Genomic DNA, 23,606 nt, shown 5'->3' with positions numbered 1-23,606 from the left:
CAGCGGATCCCCGCGGTGGCCAGTGCCCGGGCCAGCCCGAACCCGGTCGGCCCGGCCTCGTAGGTGACCGCCGCCGGACCCGGCAGGCCACGCACCCACTCGATCACGGTGTCGGTCGTGGGTACCAGCCGCTTCTTGATCAACTCGCCCGTGACGCCGTCGATCGCCGCCGCGGACACCGATCGTGCGTGCACGTCCAGCCCGACGCTCGTACGCTCCACACCCATCGGGGCCTCCCACACATGTCGGATAGGCCGGGCAGGGGCTCCTCCCCGGTAACCCACGTTTCTGGTGTGGAAGGCCCCGACCCGCAACCGCTCCCCACGGGATCGGTCGGGTCATACCGTCTGACCCGGCGTCCGGCGGTCACGGGGCGTCGGCGGCCGCGAACGCCACGTGCCAGGTCCGCGAGTGCGCCGGGTGCGTGGCGTGGCAGGTCAGCGGGGCGGCCACCGCGGAGGGCCGGCTCTCGACGCTGGTCACCACGTCGCCGTCCGGCCCCGCGAGGGTCACCGTCCACCGCTCGACCGACGCACCGGCCGGTGTGTGCTGCGTGACCGCCACGACCGGCAGCGCGTCGACGTCGAGCAGCCCCAGCTCGCCGCGGGCGAAGTGCTGGGCGGCCTGGCCCGGGATGGGGACGCCGGCACGCCCCCGCAGCCAGGGCAGCGCCACCCTTCCGCGGCTGTGGGCGGCGACCAGCTCGGCCCCGTCCCCGGGCACCTGCCCGTAGTAGAAGCCGTGCGGCAGCACCAGCACGTTGGCCGCGAACCGGTCCCCGCCCAGGTGGCTGCACTCCCAGACGTCCGCCGGGGCCGGCAGGGCACGGGCCAGCGGCCGTCCGCGCAGGGCGCAGCACGCGTCGTGCCCGCCGTGCGTGCACACCAGGTACGTCGGGCCCGGCGCCGGTTCGCCGACCGATCCGTCCCAGGGGGCGGTGAGCAGGTCGGCGTCCGACGACCGCACCGACCACCACAGCCCCTCGCGTCCCGGGCGGCTGTCGCCATAGGCCCAACGGTGCCCGGAGTCGGCCAGCCGGTCGCCGGGACGCCGGACGAGCAGCAGCCGCACTCCTTCGGCGCGGGAACGGCGGGCCAGGTCGGGGGCGACCGCGGCGTCGAAGCGCGACTCGGTCAGGGCGTCGCGGCCCCACGGGCCCGGCTGCTCGATGAGCAGCCAGCGCTGCGCGGGGGCGGCGGTGGCCATGGGGGAGTCGCCGCGGAGCAGCGCCTGCACCGAGCAGCGGGCGTCGTCCAGCCGCCCCGCGGGCCGGGCCGGCACCTGCGTGCGGCAGAAGTCGTCGGGGTCCCGGGGGGAGCCGTCGGTCACGCCGGGCCGGGATCGGGGACGGTGGCGATCGCCTCGGTCACCAGCCGTCGCGCGAGGGTCAGCCGGTCGCCGGGCTCGAGGCCGGGCAGGTCCCCGACCTTGAGTTCGCCGGCGTCCAGGAGCGCGGCCAGTGCATCCCGCACCGAGGCCGGGAAGGACAGCGAGCGCCGTCCCGCCAGCAGGGTCAGCCGGCCGTCGGGGGCGTCCCGCAGGCTGCACCGCAGTCGGCGGCGCAGCCGCAGCACCGTTCCGGGGCCGAGTGCGGCGGCCGCCGCGGACTGCGCCAGCGGCGCCACCGGCTCGGGACGCACCTGTGCCCAGGTGCCGGCGCGCAGGCGGTCGGCCACGTCGGTGGGGTCGACCCGGCCCAGCCAGTCCTGCAGGCCGGCGATCACCGTGGCGACCTCGTCCCGGACGGAGTCGGGGCGGCTCAGGTCGAGACCGAGGGGCAGGGAGGTCCGCAGCCGCTCGTCCTCGGCGGCGAGGGTTCGGAGCAGGTCCAGGGCGGACTCCGCCGCCGACCAGCGGGTCACGGAGTGGACCCCGATGGTCAGGTGCGCGCTGATCTCGCCCAGCGCCGTCGCCGAGTGCAGGTAGCCGCGCGGGAGGTAGAGGGCGTCGCCGGGCCGCAGCACGGCGTCGACGACCGGCTCCCGATCGGCGGCGGCGGCCACCTCGTCGGCCCGGTCGTTCCAGGGCTGCGTCCGGAGCGGATCGCGCAGCACCGGCTCGTGGATCGTCCAGTGCTTCTCTCCGGCCACCTGCAGGACGAAGACGTCGTGCACGTCGTAGTGCGGGCTGAACCCGCGCGAGGACGGCGGGGTGACGTAGGCGTTCACCTGGGTGGGATGCCCCAGGTCGGCGGCCAGCTGGTCGGCGAACTCGATCAGCGGCGGCCAGAGCCGGTGCAGACCCTGCAGCACGACGGTGCTGCCGTCGGCGAACAGCCGGAGCACCGCGTCGGAGGACACCTGATCGCCGATCTCGGCCCCGGCGCCGCCGGACGTGGTGAACCGCTTCGCGTCCACCACGGTGCCGTCCTTGGCGATGCGCAGGAAGGGCGTGCGCAGCCCGCGGCGGGAGAGCAGCTCGTCGACGGCGGACAGGTCGAGCAGGTCGGCGAAGGAGCCGCCGGTGTCCTGAGCGCGGGTCAGCAGCGGCCTGCGGGCCCAGTACCGGTCCGCGAAGACCTCGGGGTCCATGTTCGTGCACCGCCGCAGGGCCGGGCGGAGCTCATGCTCCGCCCGGCCCTGGGTGGTCGGGATCTCGGTCAGGCCGAACCGTCCGCGCCGCCATCGGCACCGCCGTCCGCGCCACCGTCGGCACCGCCGTCCGCGCCGCCGTCGGCACCGCCGTCGGCACCGCCGTCGGCACCGCCGTCGGCCGGGCCGTGCGCGCCGCCGTCGGCGCCACCGTCCGCGCCACCGTCGTGCGTGCCCGGCGTTCCGGAGGCGCCGCCGTCGGCCGGACCCTCCGTGCTGGTCATGTCGTCGTCGTCGAGAGCCATGGCGTCTCCGTCCAGGTCGGTGCGGGACTGCCGGTCGGCAGCCTCCCGTCGCTGCTTACCTCTCCCATCCTCGTCTGACACCTCCGCTCCCACCAGGGTTTCCCGCCCTCCCACCAGTGGGTTTCCCGTCAGGCGGTGCCCGCGGCAGGTCGACGCACATGACGATCAGGTCACGGCCGACCGGCATCGGGGGTGCCCGCGGACGACAGGGGAATCCCTCCCCGTGCAGGCGGTGAGACCACGTCCCTGCGCAGCCGGAAGAACGCCCGACGCACGGGAGGAATCGATCTCATGACCGAGAGCCGTACGCGTACCGACACCACGCTCGAGGACAACGTCGCCCACGAGGAGGTGGTCCACGAGCGGCCGGCCGACGGGGCGACCGCGGTCGCACCGGCGGTCCAGGTGCCACCCCGGCGGGACCGGGTCCGCTGGGGTCCGGTGTGGGCCGGGCTGATCGTCGCCGTCCCGACCTTCCTCCTGCTCCAGGTCGCCACGCTGGCCCTGGGCTGGTGGGACGTCGGCCCGGGGGACACGGGCAACAACGCGGACTGGTTCAGCGGGATCAACGGGCTGATCGCGCTGTTCCTCGGTGGCCTCACCGCCGGGGCCAGCGCGGTGTGGCGCGGGTTCAGCGACGGACTGCTGCACGGCATCCTGGTGTGGGCGCTGTCGGTGGTCTCGATCGTGTTCCTGACGCTGTTCGGCGGCGGGGCCCTGCTCGGTTCGCTGGCGGGCGTCGTGACCGACGTGACCAGTATCCAGCAGGCGAACCTGCCCGATGTCGCGGCCGGCCAGGCGGCCGACGTGGCCACCTCCAGTGCCAGCTGGGCCGCCCTGGGCCTGGGTCTGGGCATCGTGGCGGCCTCGATCGGCGGCGTCCTCGGGGCGAAGATGTGGCCCAGCCGCACGGACGCCGAGCGCCAGCGGGTCGCCGCCTGACCTGACCGGAATCCGCTATCGTCGACCCCGTCGTCGAACACCTGTTCGACGACGGGGTCGACGCATGGAGAGGTGCCGGAGTGCGGGGAGGGGGCGGTCGCGCGCAGGGGTGCACCGTCCTGCACGTCGACATGGACGCGTTCTTCGCCAGCGTCGAGGTGCGCCGGCGGCCGGAGCTGGCCGGGACGCCGGTGATCGTGGGCGGGGCGGGCAACCGGGGCGTGGTCACGTCGGCGACCTACGAGGCCCGCCGGTACGGGGTGCACGCGGCCATGCCGACCGCCCGGGCGCTGCGGCTGTGCCCGACGGCGACGGTGCTGCCGGGGGACATGGCGCTCTACGGCGAGGTCTCGCGGTCGGTGATGGCGCTGTTCCGCTCGATCACCCCGCTGGTCGAGCCGCTCTCGCTGGACGAGGCGTTCCTCGACGTCTCCGGCGCGGGACGCCGGCTGGGGGACGCCGCCGAGATCGGCGAGTACATCCGGGCCCGGGTCTTCGACGAGCAGGGGATCACCTGCTCGGTGGGGGTGGCCGGCACCAAGTTCGTCGCCAAGCTCGCCTCCACCCGGTCCAAGCCCGACGGGCTGCTGGTCGTCCGCCCGGCGGAGGTCATGGACTTCCTGCACCCGCTGCCGGTCGGCGCCCTCTGGGGGGTGGGCCCGAAGACCGAGGAGCAGCTGCTCCGGCTCGGGCTGCGCACCGTCGGCGACCTCGCGCACGTGCCGGCGAGGACCCTCCAGCGGGCGGTGGGGGCGGCCGCGGGCGGGCACCTGCACGAACTGGCCTGGGGGCGCGATCCGCGCCGGGTGGTCCCGAACGAGCCCGAGAAGTCCACCGGGCACGAGGAGACCTTCGGCACCGACGTCGACGACCCCGCGGTGATCCACCGCGAGCTGCTGCTGCTGGCCGAGCGGACGGCGGGCCGGTTGCGCGCCGGCGGCTGGCTGGCCCGCACGGTGAGCATCAAGGTCCGGTTCGCCGACTTCGCCACGATCACCCGCAGCCGCACCCTCGACGTCCCCACCGACGTCGGGCAGGAGCTCTACGACACCGCGCGCGCGCTCTACGACGCGCTCGGGCTGGAGCGGGCCCGCATCCGGCTGGTCGGCGTCCGCGCCGAGCGGCTGGTCGAGGCCGGCTCCGCGCCGCAGCAGCTCGAGCTCGGCGCCCGGGAGCACGGCCGCCGGGAGGCCGAGCTGGCCGCGGACCGCGCGGCCCGCCGGTTCGGTGCCGGCGCGGTCCGGCCGGCGACGCTCCTCCACCGGTCGGGGCGGCCGGGTGGGCAGGGGCAGGGTGCGCAGCGGCAGGGTGGGCAGGGGCAGGGTGGGCAGCGGGAGGTCGGGCGGCACGAAACCGCTGGTCAGCGAGCCAGGAACCGGGACGGCACCCCGGTCGTTCCCTACCCGGAGGAGTGATCGAGCGACGATCGAGGACGGGTCGCCGCGTGGTCGCCTTTCGCAGCCTGCAAAGGCCTCGTATCCTCGAAGTCACCGTCGGCGGGAGCCACCGACGGCTTTGGCTCCGCCCACCTGGAGGTCGACGTGCCGCTCTCCGAACACGAGCAGCGTCTGCTGGAGCAGATCGAGCGCGCCCTCGTCGATGACGATCCCAAGTTCGCCTCGTCTGTGCGTACCGGCGATCGCCGGCAGAAGGCGCGCCGGAGGCTGCAGATAGGCGCCCTCCTGGTGATCGTCGGCCTCGCCGGCCTGGTCGGCGGCGCCGTCGCCCAGTCCGTCCCCATCGGCGCCGTCGGGTCGCTGGTGATGTTCGCCGGCGCCGCCCTCGCCGTCCTGCACTACAAGGCCGCGACCGGCGTGGTCGAGGCCGGCAGTGCGCCGGCGGGCGACCGCGGCCCGGCCGGGGCCGCCCGCGCCGGCCGCGGCAGCCGCCCCGGGCGCCAGCCGCTGAAGAGCCGCCTCGAGGAGCGCTTCCGCCGCCGCTACGACCAGTAGCCCCCCGCCGCCTGCGCCGGGAGCCGCCGTCCGTCCGGACGGCGGCTCCCGGCGTGCCGCGGCGGGTGCTGCTCGGGCGGGGCGGGGCGGGTGCTGCTCGGATGTGCCGGGGCGGGTGCTGCTCAGGCGGGGCGGGCCGACCCGCGCCGTAGCCGGCGGGGCAGCCGTCGTGCCGTCGCGACGGCCAGCCGGCTCCCGGCGCCGCTGACCAGGGACGCCGGCCAGAGCCGGGCGCGCACCCGGGCGCCGAGGGGCAGGACCGCGAGCAGTCCGTGCCGGGCGGTGTGCAGCGCGTCGGTCAGCGCGGGGGGCGCCTCCTGCTGGGCGGCCGGCCCGTAGCTGGCGGACTCCTCCGCCATGGCCAGCCGCAGCACGGCCTCGCCGCCCGCACCGGGTGTCCCGGTCCGGTCGAGGACCGCGCCGAGCTCGCGGGCGGCCCGCCGCGGGGTCCAGGCCGGGTGCAGCCGCAGTCCGGCGTCCAGCGCGGTCGCGGTCAGCTCGTCCCACAGGGCGCCGGCCGTCCCGGCCGCCACCCGGCGGCGGCGCTGGACGGCGCGGATCGCGGCCGGCGCGGCCGCGAGGGCACCGGCGAGCACGACGGCGGCGAGCGCGCCCGCCAGCGGCCACGGCGTGCCGTCTCCCGTCCCGCCCTGCTGGGTCCCGGGCATCCCACCCCCGGCACGGTCCAGGGGAGCGGAGGGCAGGGGCTGGGCGGGCGCGGTCGGAACGGGTGCCGCCGCCCGGTCGTCGGGCCCGTCCTCCTCGCCGGCGCGGGGTGCCCACGGCAGCTCGACCGCGCGGTCGCGGGCGATGGGCGTCGGGTCGAAGGGCACCCAGCCCAGGTCGGCGAAGTACACCTCCACCCAGGCGTGGGCGTCATCGCTGGTGATCAACCGGCTGCCGTCCGCCTGCTCGGTGCCGGGCGTGTACCCCAGCGCCACCCGGGCCGGCACCCCCGCCGCCCGCACCATGACCGCCATCGCGCCGGCGTACTGCTCGCAGTAGCCGCGGCGCAGGCGCAGGAAGTCCACCAGGTCGTCGCCGGTGGTCCCCGGTGCGGTGGACAGGCTGTAGACGAACCCGTTGCCCCGGTCGGTCAGGAACTCCAGGATGCTGCGCACCCGCTCGTAGGGGGTGCTCGCCCCCGCGGTCACCCCGGCGACCACGTCGGTGACCCGCGGATCCAGCAGCGGGAGGGCGGTGAACAGCTGCTGCACCGGGTCGTCGGGGCTCAGCTGGGGGGCCTCGGACAGCTGGGCGGGCGTCGGCCGTGGCTCGCTGGCGGTCACCGCGTAGCGCAGGCCCCCGCTGGTGACCTCGCGGCCGTAGACGGTCCCGGTTCCCGGATCGAACCGCCATCCGTCGGCCGCCGCCTCGTCGCCGCCGTCCAGGCGGACCGACTGGGGTGAGAACAGCGTGGGCAGGAACCGGTCGTCGTGCTCGAGGACGTCGACCGTCGCGGTGACCGCCCGGGTCGACTGCCGGACGGGCAGCGGCGCCAGCGGGCCGTCCCCGGCGATGGACTCCTCGCCGCTGAGGTTGCTCAGCGACCAGCCGGCCTCGTTGTCGTACTCGTCGATGGCGACGGCGCGCAGGTAGCCGGGATCGGCCACCGAGGCATCCACCCGCAGCAGGTCGATCGGCTCGGGCAGGGTCAGCTGGCCCTGCATGGCGGCCACCGGGTCGATGGCCGTGCCGGTGGCGCCCCCGGACCCGCCGCCGAGGCCGGTGGCCAGGGAGCCCTCCGGCAGGGTGGGGACGAAGGCCCCGAGCACCACGCCGGCGGCCAGTGCCGCGAGCCCGGTCCGGACGGCCGTCCGGACACCGGTGCCCGCGCTGTCCCGCCTCCGCCGGCCGGCCGCGGCCAGCCGGCTCCGCTGATCGGTCCACATGAGCAGGGCCAGGCCGGCCGCCGGAGCGGCGAGTGCCAGGAACCCGATGCCGCCGGTGACCGTCGCCACCGGCACGCAGAACAGCACGAGCAGGCCGAGCCCGGCGAGGGTGGCCTGCCGCCCCGCGACCGTCACCAGGTCCACGAGGACGGCGATCAGCCCGACGAAGAGGGCGGTCAGCGAGAGCAGGCCGGTCAGGGGCAGGGCCGGGGTGGCCTGCTCCTGCAGCTCGGCCGAGCCGTCGGCGAACACCGCGGCCAGCTGCTCCAGGCTGGCCGCCGTCGGGACGATCCCGGCGATCGCCTCGGCGGGGGCGAACAGCGTGGTGAGCACCGCCAGGAGCAGCAGCAGCTGGGCCAGGGGGACGAGGGCCACCCCGAGCGCCGCGACCCGGGCCGGCGGAACCCGTCCCGGCCGGACCGCGGCCCACGTCCGCGCGCCGGCGGCGCGCGCGAGCAGGCCACCGGCCAGGACGGTGAGGACGACGATCAGCACCGGATCCAGCCAGGCCGCCGAGGTGTAGACCGGCGCGAGCGCCAGGGCACCCAGGAACGTGGCCACCGCCGCGGCGACCGCCGGCCGGACGTCCTGTCCGGTCATGCCGGGGCCCCCTGCCGGCCCGGCGTCCCCGCCGGCCGCGGCGCGCCCAGCTCGGCCCACACCTGACCGACGGTCGTGTCGGCCCGCGCCACGGCGACCCGCCAGCCGGCGGCCCGCAGCAGTGCGGCGGCGTCCTCCCGCTGTGCGGTCAGGGCGCCACGGGAGGCATCCGACAGCCGGCGTCCACGGCCCGGCGCCGGTGCCGCCCAGCTCTCGATGTCGGTCAGGACGGCCAGATCGGTGGTCGGGCCGGACCGGCCGCGGATCAGCTCCACCACGTCGTCCGGGCCGACCGCGCCGAGCAGGCAGACGACCGGCCCGTCGCCGGCGGCCCGGCACAGCTGCTCCACGCCCCCGGCCAGCCCCGGCAACCGGGACGGGCCGGTGGCCGCCAGCCGGGCGAGGAGATCCTCGGTGGTGAGCTGCCCGCGCCCGGACGGCGGCAGCAGCTCACCGGTGTCGGTGACGGCGCGGAGCACGGCGCCCCTGCGGGCCAGCTCCGCGCCGATGCTGGCGGCGGCCTCCACGACCCACTCCAGGCTGTCCGCCGGCGGGGAGTCGTCACCGGCGGGGCCGGGGACCACGCCACCGGCCCGGTCCGCCCGGACGCGCGGTGCGATCAGGTGCGCGCGGGCACGGGTGTCGACGAGCAGGGTCCCCTGTGCCCGCCACGGCCGTTCCTCGAGCCGGACCATGAGGTCACCGGTCCGTGCGGTCGCGCGCCAGTGCACCTTCCGGAGGTCGTCGCCCTGGCGGTACTCCCGGACGCTCACGTCGTCCTCGCCGTGCACGGCGAGCGTGCGACGGGTGCCGTCGCCGCCGCCGCTCTGGACACCGGCCGGGCCGCCGGCCCCCAGCGGACGCACCCGGGGGACGACGAGCAGCGGGGCGCTGTCGGCGCCGACCGCGCTGCGCTCGACCAGGCCGAACGGGTCGACCAGGCGGAGCCGCAGCGGGCCGAGCACGTGCCGGCCCCGCCGCGAACCGTGCACCCGGTAGGTCAGTGCCGTGCGCCCGCCCGGGGCCAGCCGCTCGACGACGAAGCCCGGGGAGGCGCCGAGGCCGGCGGGCACCTGCTCGGTCAGCACCCACAGACCGCCGGTCCTGGTGTCGGTGTTGGTCAGTTCCAGCGACACCTCCGCCGACCCGCCGCGCGGGACGCGCGGCGGGGTGACGGTGCGGCGGGCGCTGATCCGGAACCGCTGCCGCAGCACGGCGACCGCCGACAGCAGCGGGAGGGCGAGGGCGAACACCGCCAGCTGCACCAGCGGCCGCTCGCCGAGCAGCGCACCCACCAGCAGCAGTGTTCCGCCCGCCGCGACCACGCAGCGCCCGCGGACGGTCAGGGACGAGAGCGCCCGGCCAGCCGGTGTGGGCACGGCGGTTCAGCGCCCGCGGGGGACCGGGACGGTGGAGAGCAGTTCCGCGACGACCTGCTCGGGGCTGCGCCGGCCGAGTGCGGCGTCGGCGGTCAGGAGCAGCCGGTGCGCCAGCACCGGGGCGGCCAGCAGCTGGACGTCGTCGGGCAGCACGTGGTCGCGCCCGGACAGCGCCGCCGAGGCGCGGGCGGCCCGCAGGAGCTGGAGCCCTGCCCGCGGCGAGGCGCCCAGCCGGAGGTGGGGTGACCGGCGCGAGGCCTCCACCAGCCCGACGACGTAGCGCCGGACGGCGTCGGACACGTGCAGCGTGCCCACGGCCCGGACCAGGTCGCGCACGGCGGCGGCATCGGCGACGGGGGAGAGGGCGGCGAGCGGGTCGGTGGTCGACCGCCCGTCGAGCATCGCCAGCTCGGCCTCCCGGCCGGGATACCCCATCGAGACCCGCGCGGTGAAGCGGTCGCGCTGGGCCTCCGGGAGCGGGTAGGTCCCCTCCATCTCCAGCGGGTTCTGCGTCGCCATCACCATGAACGGCCGGGCCAGCTCGTAGCTGACGCCGTCCACGGTCACCTGGCGCTCCTCCATGCACTCGAGCAGCGCGGACTGGGTCTTGGGGGAGGCGCGGTTGATCTCGTCGGCGACGACGAGATTGGCGAACACCGCGCCGGGCTTGAACTCGAACGCGCGGGACTCCTGGTCGTAGACGGCCACGCCCGTGACGTCGCTGGGCAGCAGGTCGGGGGTGAACTGGATCCGCCGCACGGTGGCGTCCACGGAGGCGGCCAGCGCCTTGGCCAGCGTGGTCTTGCCGACCCCGGGCACGTCCTCGATCAGCAGGTGGCCCTCGGCGAGCAGCACGACCATCGCCAGCCGCACCACGTCGTCCTTGCCCTGGACCACGCGCCCGATGTTGGCCGCGATACCGGCCCCCACCGCGGCGACGTCGACCGACGGGCCGGCCGCTTCGTCGGCGGTGCGTGTCGCCTCCGTCACGTCCCCACCGTACGTGTCCGTGCCGGATCCCGACCGGAGGTCGCCCCCGCTCCCCACCGCGGCCCACCCGGGGGCCGTGCCGCAGCCCTGACCAGCGCCGTCGCGGGGTGCCAGGCCCGTCGGGGCGGGGGTGGAGCGGCCGGGTCACGACACGGCGTCGAGTGGTGTCCAGTGGGGGCCAGTGGGTTACTGTGTCGCCTGGTGGGGAGGCAGGGACTGTTCAGGGGTCGCTGCGGAGCCAGTGGAGGACAGATGCAGGGGGTGATCCGGTGTTCGTCGGCAGCTACCCCCTGCGTCTCGACGAGAAGGGCCGGCTCGCCCTCCCCGTCCGCTTCCGCGAGCAGGTGGCCGGCGGCATGGTGATCAAGAAGGGCCAGGAGCGCTGCGTCTACGGCCTGACGATGGCGCGGGTCGCCGAGCAGAGCGCCGCGATGGCCGCCATGGCCCCCTCCGACACCGCACGGGCGCGCATGGCCGCCCGCATGAGCTTCGGGTCGATGGTCGAGATCGAGCCGGACAAGACCGGCCGCATCACCATCCCCGCGAGCCTCCGCGAGTACGCCGGGCTGGACCGCGACGTCGTCATCGTCGGCGTGGACACCCGCTTCGAGATCTGGGACGCCGCCAACTGGGAGGCCTACGTGGCCGAGCTGGAGGCGGCCTACGCCGACCTGGAGAGCGAGGGGATGCCGACCTTGTCGTGATCCCGGGACTGCCCGCATCTCCTGGTGCGACGCCTGCGAACCGGACCTGTCGAGGACACCACCGTTCGAGCCGCCTTCCCCGCGGCTCGACCGCCCGGGCCCCAGCCGCCTTCCCCGCGGCTCGGTCCCTCGTCCTCCCAGCGCTCCCGCCCGCGGGTGGGCGGACCGTCCCCGCCCCCGCGGGACGTCACCTGGCGCTCTTCCCCGACGCCAGGCGGCTCCCGCGGGGGGCGGGCTCCCACCCGGACCCGGGGAACGCCCCGCCACGATCCCCGTCCAGCCCCACGATCCCCACCCGGCCCCACGATCCCCACCCGGCCCCACCAGAGCCCCTCCGCCCCACCCAGCTCCACCGGAACCGCTGCGTCCCACCCCCGGGCCGGTGCGCGCGGCACCATCCGGGCAGCCACCCCCGGACCGTTCGAGAGGCAGGAACGATGAGCAGCACGGATGCTGCGGCGCCCGACCCCGCGCGCCCGGCCGTGCACGTGCCCGTCCTGCTGGAACGGGTCACCGAGCTGCTCGCCCCCGCCTGCTCCGCCGAGGGGGCCGTACTGGTCGACGCCACCCTGGGCCTGGCCGGCCACTCGCTCGCGATGCTCGACGCCCACCCCGGCCTGCGGCTCGTCGGCCTGGACCGCGACCCCGAGGCACGGGCCGAGGCCACCCGGCGGATCGCGGCCGCCGGCCACGCCGACCGCGCCACGGTCGTGCCCGCCGTCTTCGACGAGCTGCCCGACGTGCTCACCCGGCTCGGCATCGACGAGGTCCAGGGGGTGCTGTTCGACCTCGGCGTCTCCTCGCTCCAGCTCGACCGTCCCGACCGCGGCTTCAGCTACTCCGCGGACGCCCCGCTGGACATGCGGATGGACCCGGAGGCTCCGCGCACCGCCGCCGACGTCGTCAACACCTACTCGCCGAAGGAGCTGGCGCGCGTCCTCCGGGTCTACGGCGAGGAGCGCTTCGCCTCCCGCATCGCGGCGGCCATCGACCGCGAGCGCGACCGCGAACCGTTCACCGGCACCGCCCGGCTCGCCGAGCTGGTGCGCGCGTCGATCCCGGCCGCCACGCGCCGGACCGGGGGGCACCCGGCGAAGCGGACGTTCCAGGCCCTGCGCATCGAGGTCAACGACGAGCTGGGGGTGCTCGAGCGGGCCCTGCCGGCCGCCGTCGACGCGCTCGCCGTGGGCGGTCGCGTCGTGGTGATCACCTTCCACTCCCTCGAGGACCGCATCGTCAAGCAGACCCTCGCCGCCGGCGCGCTCGACCGGACCCCGCCGGAGTTCCCGCTGCCGGTGCCCGAGCTCGGCCCGGTCCTGCGCCTGCTGACCCGTGGCGGTGAATCGGCCTCGGCCGACGAGCTCGCCGTCAACCCCCGGGCCGCGTCCGCGCGCGTCCGGGCCGCCGAACGCATCCGGAGGGCCGCATGACCCGCGCCACCGCCCGAGTCCAGGGCGTCGCGTCCCCGCGCACCGCACCGCGCGCCACCCCCCGGGCCGCCGCCCGCCCGAACCTCACCCTCGTCCCCGGCGTCCCGCCGGCGCGGGCCCGGCGCCGCGCCCCCCGCGCGCTCCGGCACCCCCGGGCGCCGTTCGTGCTGCTCGTGGTGGCGATGCTCGTCGGCACCACGCTCGGCCTGCTGGTCCTCAACACCGCCATCGCCGTCGACTCGCTGAAGGCGACCCAGCTGCGGGCGGACAACGCCGCCCGCGCCCAGGAGGTGCAGCGGCTCGAGCAGCAGGTGGTCAGCGGGGAGACGCCGGCCGAGATCGCGGCGGGCGCCGTCGCGGCGGGCCTGGTCCCGGCCGGACCGGCCGGCTACCTCGTGATCGACCCCGACGGCGGGGCCGTGCTGCGCGGCACCCCCGCACCGGCCCCCGCCCCGGCCCCGGCCCCGGCCGGGGACTGACCCGTGCCGAACTCCGGCCGCCGCACCGGTGGCGCGGGCCGACCCGAGCGCCCCGGGGGCGCGCCCCGGTCGACCGGCCGGCCGGGCCCCTTCACGTCCCGCCGAGCGCCCGGCAGCCGGCGCAGCGGCGTGGGGCTGTCGGTGAGCCAGCGGGGGGTGCGCAACCAGTGGGGGCTGGCCTTCATGATCACCCTGCTGGTGCTCGTCGTCGGCAAGCTGGCCATCCTCCAGGGCGTCGACGGCGCCGCCTACGCCAGCGCCGCCGCGGCGGACCGGATGCAGACCTACCCGGTCGCGGCCCTGCGCGGTGCCGTGCTCGACCGCGACGGCGATCCGTTCGCATACTCCGTCGACGCGTCCAAGGTGGTGGCCGACCCCCAGGTCGTCACCGACCCCGAGCGGACCGCGCTGGCCCTCACCACGCTGCTGGGCGTGCCGGTGCCCGAGCTGACCGAGAAGCTGTCGGCGGACGGCCGGTACGTCGTCCTGGCCACCCAGGTCCCGCCGGAGACGACGGATGCCATCGACGCGCTCGACCTGCCGGGCGTGCTCTTCGAGGACGACCCGCTCCGCCTGTACCCGGCCGGGAGCGTCGGCGGCCAGGTGACCGGGTTCGTCGGCCGGGACGGCGAGGGACTGGCCGGGATCGAGCAGACCTTCCAGGAGGAGCTGGCCGGCACCCCGGGCACCCGCCGGGTCGAGGTCGGCAGCGGGGGCAACCCCATCCCGTCGGGCATCGACGAGTCCACGCCGGCGACCGACGGGGACTCGGTGACCCTCACGGTCGACCAGGACCTGCAGTTCGTCACCGAGCAGCGCCTCGGGGAGGCCTGCGCCGACGGCGCCACCACGAGGGCGTCCGCAGTGGTGCTGGAGGTGGCCACCGGCGAGGTGGTCGCCATGGGCTCCTGCCCCGGCTACGACCCCGGGAGCTACTCGACGACCGACCCCGACCTGCTCGGCAACCCGATCGTGTCCAGCGTGTTCGAACCGGGCTCGGTCATGAAGGCCGTGACCCTCGCGGCCGCCCTCGAGGAGGGCGTGGCCGACCCGGACACGGTGCTGTCCGTCGACGGGCACATCCAGGCCGGGGACCGGGTCGTCACCGACGCGCACGACCACGAGCCGGTCGACTGGACGGTCACCGGCATCCTCGCCAAGTCCAGCAACGTCGGCACGATCATGCTCGCCCGCGAGGTGGGGGACCAGAAGCTCGAGGACTACCTGCGGGCCTTCGGCATCGGGGCGGCGACCGGCATCGAGCTGCCCGGCGAGAGCGCCGGCATCCTGCAGGACTCCGACGAGTGGAGCGGCATCCGGGCGGCCAACATCGCGATCGGCCAGGGCGTGTCGGTGACGACGCTGCAGATGGCCTCGGTCTACCAGGCGATCGCCAACGGCGGGGTGCGGCTGCCGCCGCGGATCGTCGACTCCCTCACCGGCCCCGACGGACGGGTCACCGACGTGCCGGCCCCCGAGGGCGCGCGGGTGGTCAGCGAGTCCACCGCGGAGCGGATGGCCTACATGCTCGAGGCCGTCGTCGGACCCGGCGGCACCGCACCCCTCGGCCAGATCGAGGGCTTCCGGGTCGCGGGGAAGACCGGCACCGCGCAGCGGGCCAACCCCGAGTGCAACTGCTACGCCGGCGGCGGGTACGTCACCACATTCGTCGGGTTCGCCCCGGCCGACGACCCCCAGTACGTGGTGGCCGTCGACCTCGAGCGGCCCACGAGCGCCGCCGAGGGCGGGCAGGTCGCCGCGCCCGTGTTCGCCGACATCCTGCGGTTCGCCCTGACCGCCGACGGCATCGTCCCGTCCGGGACGGCCCGTCCCGACTTCGCGCTCACGGGCACACCCTGACCCCACCCCGACCGGACCCGGCGCGTCGGCGCCGGAGGCCGACCGTCGACGACGGTCCGGCGAGCTGTGCGGGTCGGTCGTCGCCCGCCGGTAGATTGGAGCCCCGTGACCCCGACCGACGCCGGGTCGGCGCCCCGGCCAGCGGGGGGCCGGCCGCCGGCCGCCGCCCTGACACTGGCCGACCTGGCCGATCTCCTCGGCGCGCCCGCCGCCGGGGATGCCGGCGCGGCGCCCGCGGTGACCGGCGTGACGCTCGCGTCGACCGAGGTGCGCCCCGGTGACCTCTACGCGGCGCTGCCCGGCGCGCGCACGCACGGCGCCCGCTTCGCCGCCGACGCTGCCGGGCGGGGGGCCGTCGCCGTCGTCACCGACCCGGCCGGGCTCGCCGACGCCCGCGACACCGGCCTGCCGGTCTGCGTCGTGGACGACCCCCGGGGCGCCCTGGGGCAGGTCGCCGACCGGGTCTACGGCGGTCCGAGCTCGCAGCTGGCGGTCATCGGCATCACCGGGACGAACGGCAAGACGACGACCGCGTACCTGGTCGAGGCGGGCCTGGCCGAGGCCGGCCTGGCCACCGGGCTGATCGGCACCGTGCAGACGCGGACCCGGGGCCGGGCCGCCGACGGCTCCCCGACCGTGACCGACGTCCCGAGCGTCCGGACCACTCCCGAGGCCCCGGCCCTGCACGCCCTGCTCGCCACGATGGCCGGCTCCGGGGTGTCGGCGGTCGTCATGGAGGTCTCCAGCCACGCCCTGGTGCTCGGCCGGGTCGGCGGGGTGCGCTTCGCCGCCGCCGGCTTCACCAATCTCGGGCGTGACCACCTGGACTTCCACGGCGACCTCGAGGAGTACTTCCGGGCCAAGGCGTTGCTCTTCGACGGGCGGGCCGGCCGGGACGTGGTCACCGTCGACGACGAGGCGGGGCGCCGGCTCGCGGCGATCCGGCCCGACGCCGGCACGGTGTCGATCGAGGGCCCTGCCGACTGGTCCGCCTCCGACGTGCTGGCCACCGCCGACGCCGGCTCCACCTTCACCCTCACCGGGCCCGGCGGGCGCACCTGGCCGGCGCGCCTGCGGCTGCCCGGCCGGTTCAACGTGGCCAACGCCGTCCTGGCGGCCGCCCTCCTCGACGCGGTCGGCGTGCCGGTCGAGACCGCGCTGGCGGGGATCGCCGCGACGGTGGTCCCGGGCCGCATGGAGCCCGTCGACGCGGGTCAGCCGTTCGTCGCCGTCGTCGACTACGCGCACACACCGGACGCGGTGGGGACCGCGCTCGCCGCGCTGCGGGCCTCCACGGACGGCCGGCTGATCACCGTGCTCGGCTGCGGGGGCGACCGCGATCCCGGCAAGCGGCCGGCGATGGGCGCCGCCGCCGCGGCCGGCAGCGACGTCCTCGTGGTCACCGACGACAACCCGCGTTCGGAGGACCCGGCGCGGATCCGGGCCGCGATGCTCGCCGGCGTGGAGGACGTGCCCGTGGACCGCCGGGCGGAGGTCCACGAGGTCGCCGGCCGCCGCGACGCACTGGCCGCGGCCGTCGCGCTGGCCCGCCCCGGGGACACCCTCCTCGTGGCCGGCAAGGGGCACGAGACCGGCCAGGAGGTGGCCGGCACGGTGCACCCCTTCGACGACCGCGAGGTGCTGCACGAGGTGCTCGCGGCGCTCGGGACCACCGCATGATCCCGTTGTCGCTGGCCGAGGTGGCCGAGCTCGCCGGCGGCCGGGTCGCCGGCGCCGACGACGCCCGCGTGACCGGGAAGGTGACCCTGGACTCCCGGCTCGTGGCGCGCGGGGACCTCTTCGTGGCGGTGCCCGGCGAGCGGGTCGACGGCCACGACTTCCTCCCGGCCGCGGCGGCGGCCGGTGCCGTGGCCGCGCTCGCCGCCCGTCCCGCCGACGCCCTCCCCACGGTCGTGGTCGACGACCCGGTGGCGGCACTGGGCCGGCTGGCGGCCGGTGTCCACGCCCGGCTGACCGCCGGGGGGCTGCGGACGCTGGGGCTGACCGGCTCGTCGGGGAAGACCTCGACCAAGGACCTGCTGGGCCAGGTGCTCGCCGCGGCCGGCTCGACGGTGAGCCCGCCGGGCTCGTACAACAACGACATCGGGCTGCCGCTCACCGTCCTCGACGCCGACGGGTCGACCCGGTTCCTGGTCCTCGAGATGGGGGCCCGCGGCCCCGGGCACATCGCCCGGCTGTGCGCGATCGCGCCGCCGCAGATCGGGGTGGTGCTCAACGTGGGGTCGGCGCACCTGGGGGAGTTCGGCAGCCCCGAGGGGACCGCGCGGGCCAAGGGCGAGCTCGTCGAGGCCCTGCCCGAGTCCGGTACCGCGGTGCTGAACGCCGACGACCCGAGGGTGCTCGGCATGGCGCCACGCACCCGCGCCCGCGTGGTCACGACCGGCCGGGGTGCCGGCGCCGACGTCCGGGCCACCGACGTCGCCCTCGACGACGCCGCCCGACCCCGCTTCACCCTGGTGGCGGCGGGGGAGGAGCACCCGGTGGCCCTGCAGGTGGCCGGTGAGCACCAGGTGGACAACGCGCTGGCCGCCGCGGCCGCCGCCGTGGCCGCCGGGATGGCCCCGGCCGACGTCGCCACGGCGCTGTCCGGGGCGACCGCACGCAGCCGCTGGCGGATGGAGGTGGACCGGCGGCCGGACGGCGTGGTCGTCGTCAACGACGCCTACAACGCCAACCCCGAGTCCATGCGCGCCGCGCTCGCCGCGCTCGCCGGCCTGCCGGGCGACCGCCGGATCGCCGTCCTCGGCGGCATGGCGGAGCTCGGACCCGGCGCGGCGGCCGAGCACGAGCGGCTGGGACGGGACGCGGCCGCCGCCGGGGCCGACCTGGTCGTTGCCGTGGGGCCCGATGCGGTAGGCATAGCGGCGGGTGCGGCAGCCGCCGGCCGCCGTACAGGAGAGGAGTCGGTGCACGTGCCGGACCGGGCCGCTGCCCGCGAGCTGCTCTCGGGGGTGCTCCGTCCAGGTGACGTCGTCCTGGTGAAGGCCAGCCGCGCCTACGGGCTGGAGCTGCTCGCCGCCGACCTCCTGACCGGTGGGGGCGGCGCATGAGGTCGGTGCTGATCGCGGCCGGGTTCAGCCTGATCATCTCGATCCTGCTCACGCCGCTGGCCATCCGCGCCTTCCGCCGGCAGGGCCTGGGCCAGGAGATCCGCGACGACGGCCCCGAGAGCCACCTGTCCAAGAAGGGCACGCCCACGATGGGCGGCACCGTCATCGTCGGGGCGACCGTCGGTGGCTACTTCGTCGCGCACCTCTTCCTCGCCGACCAGGAGAACTGGGGCTTCACGGCCAGCGGGCTGATGCTGCTGTTCCTGATGGTGGGGATGGGCACGGTCGGCTTCCTCGACGACTACCTCAAGATCCGGCACCGGCGCAGCCTGGGGCTGAACAAGACCGCCAAGCTCGTGGGCCAGCTCGTCGTCGGTGTCGCCTTCGCCGTGCTCGCCATCAACTTCCCCAACGGCGACGGCATCACGCCGGCCTCCACCGTCGTCTCCTACGTCCGGGACATCGCCCCGTTCGCCCTCGGTGCGGTGGGCTTCGTGATCCTGGCGTACCTGTTCATCGCCGGGTTCTCCAACGCGGTGAACCTCACCGACGGGCTGGACGGGCTGGCCGCGGGCGCCTCGGCGATGGTGTTCGCCTCCTACGTCTTCATCTCCTTCTGGCAGTTCACCCACGACTGCGCCAGCGAGGCCATCGACGGCTGCTACGTCGTCCGCGACCCGCTGGACGTCACCCTGGTCGCCGCCGCGGGGCTGGGCGCCTGCCTCGGCTTCCTCTGGTGGAACACCAGCCCGGCGCGGATCTTCATGGGCGACACCGGGTCGCTGGCGCTCGGCGGACTGCTGTCCGGGCTGGCGATCGTGACCCGCACGGAGCTGCTCCTCGTGGTGCTGGGCGGGCTGTTCGTCGCCGTCACGCTGTCGGTGGTGATCCAGGTGGCCTTCTTCCGGGCCACCCGGCGGCGGGTGTTCCGGATGGCGCCGCTGCACCACCACTTCGAGCTCGCCGGGTGGACGGAGAACACCGTCATCGTGCGGTTCTGGCTGGTGACGGCGATGTCCGTGGCGTTCGGGATCGGTCTGTTCTACGCCGACTGGCTGAACTTCGTCGGACTGTGAGCGGACAGGGGCGTGAGCATCGCAGCGAGGGACGAGCGAGGAGCGGAGCGGCCCGCGGGAGCGAGCGGTGATCCGGTGACCGTCCGATCACGGCACCGCCGGGGATCTGCCCTCCTCCCGCGACACGCGCCGCGGATCGACCGGGACGGGGCGGCCAGCAGCGACGATGGGGCCATGTGGGCGGACGGGTCGGGCGGGCGGCGATGACCGCCAGCACCCGGCCCGGCAGCCGGCCGTCCCCGGCGGGTGCCGAGCGCGGCCGGGAACGGGCCGCCCGCGAGCGCGCCACGCCCGCCCGGCCCGCGTCCCCGCCCCGCTTCCGGGGCCCCGCCTGGCTCGACGGGCCGATGACCAGCTCGCACCTGGTCCTCGGATCGGCCGGCCTGCTGCTGGCCATCGGCCTGGTGATGGTCTTCTCCGCCTCGGCGATCGAGGCCGCGCTGGCCGACGAGCCGGCCTGGGCGCCGGGCGTCAAGCAGGTCGCGCTGGCCTGCGTCGGGCTCGTCGCCATGTTCGCCGCGCTGCGCATGCCGGTCGGCTTCCTCCGGCGCTGGTCGCCGATCGCGCTGATCGCCGCCGTGGTCCTGCTCCTGGCCGTGCTCGTCCCCGGCATCGGGGTGAAGCTCAACGGTGCGAGGCAGTGGATCGACCTCGGCTTCACCTACTTCCAGCCCTCCGAGCTGGCCAAGCTGGTCTTCGCTCTCTGGGGTGCGCACGTGCTCGCCCTGCGGGAGCGCTACCTGACGACGACGTCGCTGCTGGTCCCCGTGCTCCCCGTGTTCGGCATCCTCTCGCTGCTGCTCATCGCCGAGCCGGACTTCGGGGCCGTCGTCAGCCTCGGACTGGTGCTGGTCGGGCTGCTCTGGGGCGGTGGGATGCCGCTGCGCTGGTTCGGCTGGTTCGTGCTGGCCGGGGCGGCCCTGCTCGCCGGGATGATCACGCTGGCGCCCTACCGGATGGCCCGCATCACCGCGTTCCTCGACCCGTTCGCCGACCCCACCGACGGCGGTTTCCAGGCGATCCGGGGCATGTACGCCCTGGCCACCGGCGGCTTCTGGGGGGTCGGCCTGGGCAACAGCGCGATGAAGTGGAACCTGCTGCCGCACGCGGAGTCCGACTACATCTTCGCGATCATCGGCGAGGAGCTCGGCTTCCTGGGCTGCCTCGTGGTGGTCACGCTCTACGGCGTCCTGGCGTGGGCCGGTTTCCGGATCGCCCGCCGGTCGGCCGACCGGTTCGTCCAGCTCGCCAGCGTCGCCATCACCGTCTGGCTGGTCGGCCAGGCGGCGATGAACATGGGGTACGTGGTGGGCCTCCTGCCGGTCACCGGCGTGCAGCTCCCGCTGATCTCGGCCGGCGGGACGTCGCTGGTGCTGACCCTCTTCATCGTGGGCCTGCTGGCCCGCTTCGCCCGCGCCGAGCCGGCCGCCATCGAGGCCCAGCGCCAGCAGTCCCGTTCCCGGCTGGCCCGGTTCCTGCTACCGGTGCCCGCAGCCGCCGTGGACCCCGTCCGCCCCCGCCGGCGGCCGGAGGACCGGCAGCCCGCCCCGACGGTGGCCGGCGGGGGACGCACCGTCCTGCATCCGCGGTCCGGTCCGCCGCGGAGGGATCCGCCGCGGTCCGTCCGCCCGGACCGCGAGCTGGGCACCCGGGAGCGCCGGGGCCGGTCGGTCCCGACCCGCGAGCGGGGACCCGACGGGACCGGGAACGCACCCCGGCAGACGCCGCCTCCCGGGGCGTCGAGGCGGCCCGGGAGCCCTCGATGAGGCGCCCTCTGAGCGTCGTCCTCGCCGGTGGAGGCACCGCCGGGCACATCGAGCCGATGCTGGCCCTGGGCGACGCGATCCGACGCCGGGACCCGGACCTGCGGATCACCTGCCTGGGCACCGAGCGCGGCATGGAGACGCGGCTGGTCCCCGCCCGCGGCTACGACCTGAGACTGATCCCGCCGGTGCCGCTGCCGCGGAAGCCGACCGCGGACCTGCTGCGCGTGCCGGACCGCGTCCGCCGGGCGGTGGCCGCCACCCGCGCAGTGCTGCACGAGGTGTCCGCCGACGTCGTGGTCGGCTTCGGCGGCTACGTCGCGCTGCCGGCCTACCTGGCGGCCCGGCGGGCGGGCATACCGATCGTGGTGCACGAGCAGAACGCGCTGCCGGGTCTGGCCAACCGCATCGGCGCCCGGCTGGCCGCTCGCGTGGCCGTGACCGCCCCCGGCACCCCGCTGCACCGCGGGGAGCACGTGGGGATGCCGCTGCGCACCGCGATCGGCTCGCTGGACCGGGCGTCCCGCCGCGTGGAGGCACGGGGGGAGTTCGGTCTGGACGCCGACCGGCCCACGCTCCTGGTCTTCGGCGGCTCCCAGGGTGCGCAGACGCTGAACCGCGCGGCGGTCGCCGCGGCCGACACCCTCACGGCGGCCGGCGTCCAGGTGCTGCACGCCCGCGGGCCCAAGAACACACACGTGACTGTCCCGGCACGCCCTGCGGGTAGTGCCCCGTACGTGCTCGTCGACTACCTGGAACGCATGGACCTCGCCTACGCCGCCGCCGACCTCGCCCTCTGCCGGTCCGGTGCGGTGACCGTCGCCGAGCTCTCCGCCGTCGGGCTGCCCGCGGCCTTCGTGCCGCTGCCGATCGGCAACGGCGAGCAGCGGCGCAACGCCCTGCCGGTCGTCGAGGCCGGAGGCGGGCTGCTGGTGGAGGACGCCGACCTCGACGCCGGCTGGATCACCGACCACCTGGTGCCGCTGCTGACCGATCCCGACGCGCTCGCCGGGTACGCCCGCCACGCGGCCGCCGCCGGGATCCCCGACGCCGACGACCGGCTGGCCGGGATCGTGCTCGACGTCGCCGCACGGGCGGGGACGTCGCGATGAGCGCCGCGGACGTCGCGGCATGGACCGATCCGGTGCCGGCGCCGGAGAAGCTGGGCGCCGTGCACTTCGTCGGCATCGGCGGCGCCGGCATGAGCGGCATCGCCCGGATCCTGCTCGCCCGCGGTGTCGCTGTCTCCGGCAGCGACCGGCGCGACACGCCCACGCTGCTGGCCCTGCGCGCCCTCGGGGCCCGGATCGCCGTCGGGCACGACGAGGCGAACCTGGCCGGGGCCGACACGGTGGTGGTGTCCACCGCCATCCGCCCCGACAACCCCGAGCTGGCCGGCGCCCGCCGGCGCGGGCTGCGGGTCCTGCCGCGCGCGGTCGCCCTGGCCAGCGTCATGGCCGGTCGGCGCAGCGTGGCCGTGGCGGGGACGCACGGGAAGACGTCGACGACGTCGATGCTGACCGTGGCCGTCCAGGCGTGCGGTGTCGACCCCTCCTTCGCCATCGGCGGGGACCTCAACGAGTCGGGCAGCAACGCGCACGCGGGGCAGGGCGACGTGTTCGTCGCCGAGGCCGACGAGAGCGACCGGTCCTTCCTGCTGCTGGCCCCCTTCGGTGCCATCGTGACCAACGTCGAGGCCGACCACCTGGACAACTACGGCGACCTCGCGGCCGTCGAGGCGGCGTTCGACAGGTTCCTGCAGACCGTGGACCCCGCGGGCTTCGTCGTCCTCTGCGCCGACGACCCGGGCGCCGCCCGGCTGCGCACGGTGGAGGCCCCGGCGCGGCTGCGCACGTACGGAACGGGCCCCGACGCCGACCTGCGGCTCACCGGCCTGGCCGTGGGACCCGACGCCACGAGCTACACCGCGACGCTGGACGGGGCCGAGCTGGGCCGGGTGCAGATCCAGGTGCCGGGGGAGCACATGGCGCTCAACAGCGCCGCCGCGCTCCTCGCGGGCCTCGAGCTGGGCCTTCCCGCTGCCGAGCTGATCGAGGGCCTCGGCCGGTTCGGCGGCGTGCACCGGCGGTTCGAGCTCAAGGGCGTCGTCGGCGGGGTGCGGGTGTACGACGACTACGCCCACCACCCGACCGAGGTGACCGCGCAGCTGAAGGCAGCCCGGGCGGTCGCCCGGGACGGGCGGCTGGTCGTCGCCTTCCAGCCGCACCTCTACAGCCGCACGCAGGAGTTCGCCGAGGGCTTCGGGCAGGCGCTGGGCCTGGCCGACGACGTGGTCGTCATGGACGTGTACGGCGCGCGGGAGGACCCGGTCCCCGGTGTCACCGGGGCCATGGTCGCCGACGCCGTCCCGCTGCCGCCGGACCGGGTGCACTTCGAACCGTCCTGGTCCGCCGCGGCCCCGGCGCTCGCCGCCCGGGCGCGGCCGGGGGACCTCGTCGTCACCATGGGCGCCGGTGACGTGTCGATGGTCGGACCGGAGGTGCTGAAGGCGCTGGCGGGCGGCTCCCCGGGCGACCCCTCCACGGGTGACCCCTCCCCGGGTGACGGCGTCCCGGCGGGCCTCCAGCGGTGAGCCGTTCGGGGACGACGACGCGGGATCGCGGCGGGCCGT

General features: G+C 76.2%; 19 protein-coding genes and 1 pseudogene. 13 read left to right on the top strand and 7 right to left on the bottom strand.

Features of this window, described 5'->3' with window-relative positions; translation table 11 throughout:
• The 4 genes and pseudogenes from BM142_RS00400 to BM142_RS00385 form a co-directional block, all read right to left on the bottom strand.
• A pseudogene (locus BM142_RS00400) lies at positions 1–227 on the bottom strand (hypothetical protein); the annotation flags it as partial.
• A 139-nt stretch (positions 228–366) separates the two neighbouring features.
• Positions 367–1,329: a sucrase ferredoxin gene (locus BM142_RS00395; protein ID WP_254790437.1), complete on the bottom strand. Its 963-nt coding sequence runs from the start codon at positions 1,327–1,329 to the stop codon at positions 367–369.
• Positions 1,326–2,531 carry a cupin domain-containing protein gene (locus BM142_RS00390; RefSeq protein ID WP_175527030.1) on the bottom strand — a complete coding sequence of 402 codons (1,206 nt, stop codon included), beginning with the start codon at positions 2,529–2,531 and terminating at the stop codon, positions 1,326–1,328. Before BM142_RS00390 ends, BM142_RS00395 begins: the two co-directional genes overlap by 4 nt.
• Before the next feature lie 68 nt (positions 2,532–2,599).
• Positions 2,600–2,836: a BatC protein gene (locus tag BM142_RS00385; protein ID WP_092194822.1), complete on the bottom strand. Its 237-nt coding sequence runs from the start codon at positions 2,834–2,836 to the stop codon at positions 2,600–2,602.
• A 291-nt stretch (positions 2,837–3,127) separates the two neighbouring features.
• On the opposite strand from BM142_RS00385, the gene BM142_RS00380 reads away from it, so the two are divergent.
• The 3 genes from BM142_RS00380 (at position 3,128) to BM142_RS00370 (ending at position 5,730) form a co-directional block, all read left to right on the top strand.
• Positions 3,128–3,778, top strand: coding sequence for a permease (locus tag BM142_RS00380; RefSeq protein WP_254790436.1), 651 nt, complete (start codon positions 3,128–3,130; stop codon positions 3,776–3,778).
• An 80-nt stretch (positions 3,779–3,858) separates the two neighbouring features.
• A complete protein-coding gene (gene dinB, locus BM142_RS00375; protein WP_256381271.1) occupies positions 3,859–5,193 on the top strand; it encodes a DNA polymerase IV in 1,335 nt (444 codons plus the stop codon).
• A 126-nt stretch (positions 5,194–5,319) separates the two neighbouring features.
• Positions 5,320–5,730: a DUF3040 domain-containing protein gene (locus BM142_RS00370; protein ID WP_092194821.1), complete on the top strand. Its 411-nt coding sequence runs from the start codon at positions 5,320–5,322 to the stop codon at positions 5,728–5,730.
• A gap of 122 nt (positions 5,731–5,852) precedes the next feature.
• On the opposite strand, the gene BM142_RS00365 is transcribed toward BM142_RS00370, so the two are convergent.
• Genes BM142_RS00365 through BM142_RS00355 form a run of 3 tightly spaced genes read right to left on the bottom strand, consistent with a single transcriptional unit; the run spans position 5,853 to position 10,591 of the window.
• Positions 5,853–8,222: a transglutaminase TgpA family protein gene (locus BM142_RS00365; protein ID WP_092195157.1), complete on the bottom strand. Its 2,370-nt coding sequence runs from the start codon at positions 8,220–8,222 to the stop codon at positions 5,853–5,855.
• Positions 8,219–9,601 (bottom strand): DUF58 domain-containing protein, encoded by a 1,383-nt coding sequence (locus BM142_RS00360; RefSeq protein ID WP_092194820.1) that lies wholly within the window; start codon positions 9,599–9,601, stop codon positions 8,219–8,221. Before BM142_RS00360 ends, BM142_RS00365 begins: the two co-directional genes overlap by 4 nt.
• A 6-nt stretch (positions 9,602–9,607) precedes the next feature.
• A complete protein-coding gene (locus BM142_RS00355) occupies positions 9,608–10,591 on the bottom strand; it encodes an AAA family ATPase (RefSeq protein ID WP_217640508.1) in 984 nt (327 codons plus the stop codon).
• A gap of 269 nt (positions 10,592–10,860) precedes the next feature.
• Here BM142_RS00355 and mraZ point away from each other — a divergent pair, with 269 nt between their 5' ends.
• From mraZ to murC, 10 genes are all read left to right on the top strand, one after another.
• Positions 10,861–11,295: a division/cell wall cluster transcriptional repressor MraZ gene (gene mraZ / locus BM142_RS00350; RefSeq protein WP_092194819.1), complete on the top strand. Its 435-nt coding sequence runs from the start codon at positions 10,861–10,863 to the stop codon at positions 11,293–11,295.
• Between the two features lie 437 nt (positions 11,296–11,732).
• Complete coding sequence (gene rsmH, locus BM142_RS00345) at positions 11,733–12,725, top strand: 16S rRNA (cytosine(1402)-N(4))-methyltransferase RsmH (RefSeq protein WP_092194818.1); 993 nt, start codon at positions 11,733–11,735, stop codon at positions 12,723–12,725.
• Positions 12,722–13,204, top strand: a complete 483-nt coding sequence (gene ftsL / locus BM142_RS00340; RefSeq protein ID WP_092194817.1) for a cell division protein FtsL — start codon at positions 12,722–12,724, stop codon at positions 13,202–13,204. Before rsmH ends, ftsL begins: the two co-directional genes overlap by 4 nt.
• Before the next feature lie 3 nt (positions 13,205–13,207).
• Positions 13,208–15,064 (top strand): peptidoglycan D,D-transpeptidase FtsI family protein, encoded by a 1,857-nt coding sequence (locus BM142_RS00335; RefSeq protein ID WP_092194816.1) that lies wholly within the window; start codon positions 13,208–13,210, stop codon positions 15,062–15,064.
• Positions 15,065–15,169: 105 nt separating this feature from the next.
• A complete protein-coding gene (locus BM142_RS00330; RefSeq protein WP_092194815.1) occupies positions 15,170–16,744 on the top strand; it encodes a UDP-N-acetylmuramoyl-L-alanyl-D-glutamate--2,6-diaminopimelate ligase in 1,575 nt (524 codons plus the stop codon).
• Positions 16,741–18,135: a UDP-N-acetylmuramoyl-tripeptide--D-alanyl-D-alanine ligase gene (locus BM142_RS00325; protein WP_092194814.1), complete on the top strand. Its 1,395-nt coding sequence runs from the start codon at positions 16,741–16,743 to the stop codon at positions 18,133–18,135. The genes BM142_RS00330 and BM142_RS00325 overlap by 4 nt, the downstream gene beginning before the upstream one ends.
• Positions 18,132–19,211 carry a phospho-N-acetylmuramoyl-pentapeptide-transferase gene (gene mraY, locus BM142_RS00320; RefSeq protein WP_092194813.1) on the top strand — a complete coding sequence of 360 codons (1,080 nt, stop codon included), beginning with the start codon at positions 18,132–18,134 and terminating at the stop codon, positions 19,209–19,211. The genes BM142_RS00325 and mraY overlap by 4 nt, the downstream gene beginning before the upstream one ends.
• A 176-nt stretch (positions 19,212–19,387) precedes the next feature.
• The gene (gene ftsW, locus BM142_RS00315) at positions 19,388–20,977 is read left to right on the top strand and encodes a putative lipid II flippase FtsW (protein ID WP_254790434.1); all 1,590 of its coding nucleotides are present in this window, start codon (positions 19,388–19,390) and stop codon (positions 20,975–20,977) included.
• A complete protein-coding gene (gene murG / locus BM142_RS00310; protein WP_092194812.1) occupies positions 20,974–22,086 on the top strand; it encodes an undecaprenyldiphospho-muramoylpentapeptide beta-N-acetylglucosaminyltransferase in 1,113 nt (370 codons plus the stop codon). Before ftsW ends, murG begins: the two co-directional genes overlap by 4 nt.
• Positions 22,083–23,567 carry a UDP-N-acetylmuramate--L-alanine ligase gene (gene murC, locus BM142_RS00305; RefSeq protein ID WP_092194811.1) on the top strand — a complete coding sequence of 495 codons (1,485 nt, stop codon included), beginning with the start codon at positions 22,083–22,085 and terminating at the stop codon, positions 23,565–23,567. Before murG ends, murC begins: the two co-directional genes overlap by 4 nt.
• Positions 23,568–23,606 lie beyond the last annotated feature (39 nt).

This window comes from Blastococcus tunisiensis, from assembly GCF_900112815.1.
Lineage (GTDB): Bacteria > Actinomycetota > Actinomycetes > Mycobacteriales > Geodermatophilaceae > Blastococcus_B > Blastococcus_B tunisiensis.
This window is presented reverse-complemented; position numbering and strand designations above follow the sequence as displayed.

Excerpts from the sequence above, each read along its gene's own strand:
- BM142_RS00390 (WP_175527030.1), bottom strand. The coding sequence starts at position 2,531 with ATGGACCCCGAGGTCTTCGCGGACCGGTACTGGGCCCGCAGGCCGCTG.
- BM142_RS00385 (WP_092194822.1), bottom strand. The coding sequence starts at position 2,836 with ATGGCTCTCGACGACGACGACATGACCAGCACGGAGGGTCCGGCCGAC.
- BM142_RS00380 (WP_254790436.1), top strand. The coding sequence starts at position 3,128 with ATGACCGAGAGCCGTACGCGTACCGACACCACGCTCGAGGACAACGTC.
- BM142_RS00365 (WP_092195157.1), bottom strand. The coding sequence starts at position 8,222 with ATGACCGGACAGGACGTCCGGCCGGCGGTCGCCGCGGCGGTGGCCACG.
- rsmH (WP_092194818.1), top strand. The coding sequence starts at position 11,733 with ATGAGCAGCACGGATGCTGCGGCGCCCGACCCCGCGCGCCCGGCCGTG.
- ftsL (WP_092194817.1), top strand. The coding sequence starts at position 12,722 with ATGACCCGCGCCACCGCCCGAGTCCAGGGCGTCGCGTCCCCGCGCACC.
- BM142_RS00325 (WP_092194814.1), top strand. The coding sequence starts at position 16,741 with ATGATCCCGTTGTCGCTGGCCGAGGTGGCCGAGCTCGCCGGCGGCCGG.
- mraY (WP_092194813.1), top strand. The coding sequence starts at position 18,132 with ATGAGGTCGGTGCTGATCGCGGCCGGGTTCAGCCTGATCATCTCGATC.
- murG (WP_092194812.1), top strand. The coding sequence starts at position 20,974 with ATGAGGCGCCCTCTGAGCGTCGTCCTCGCCGGTGGAGGCACCGCCGGG.
- murC (WP_092194811.1), top strand. The coding sequence starts at position 22,083 with ATGAGCGCCGCGGACGTCGCGGCATGGACCGATCCGGTGCCGGCGCCG.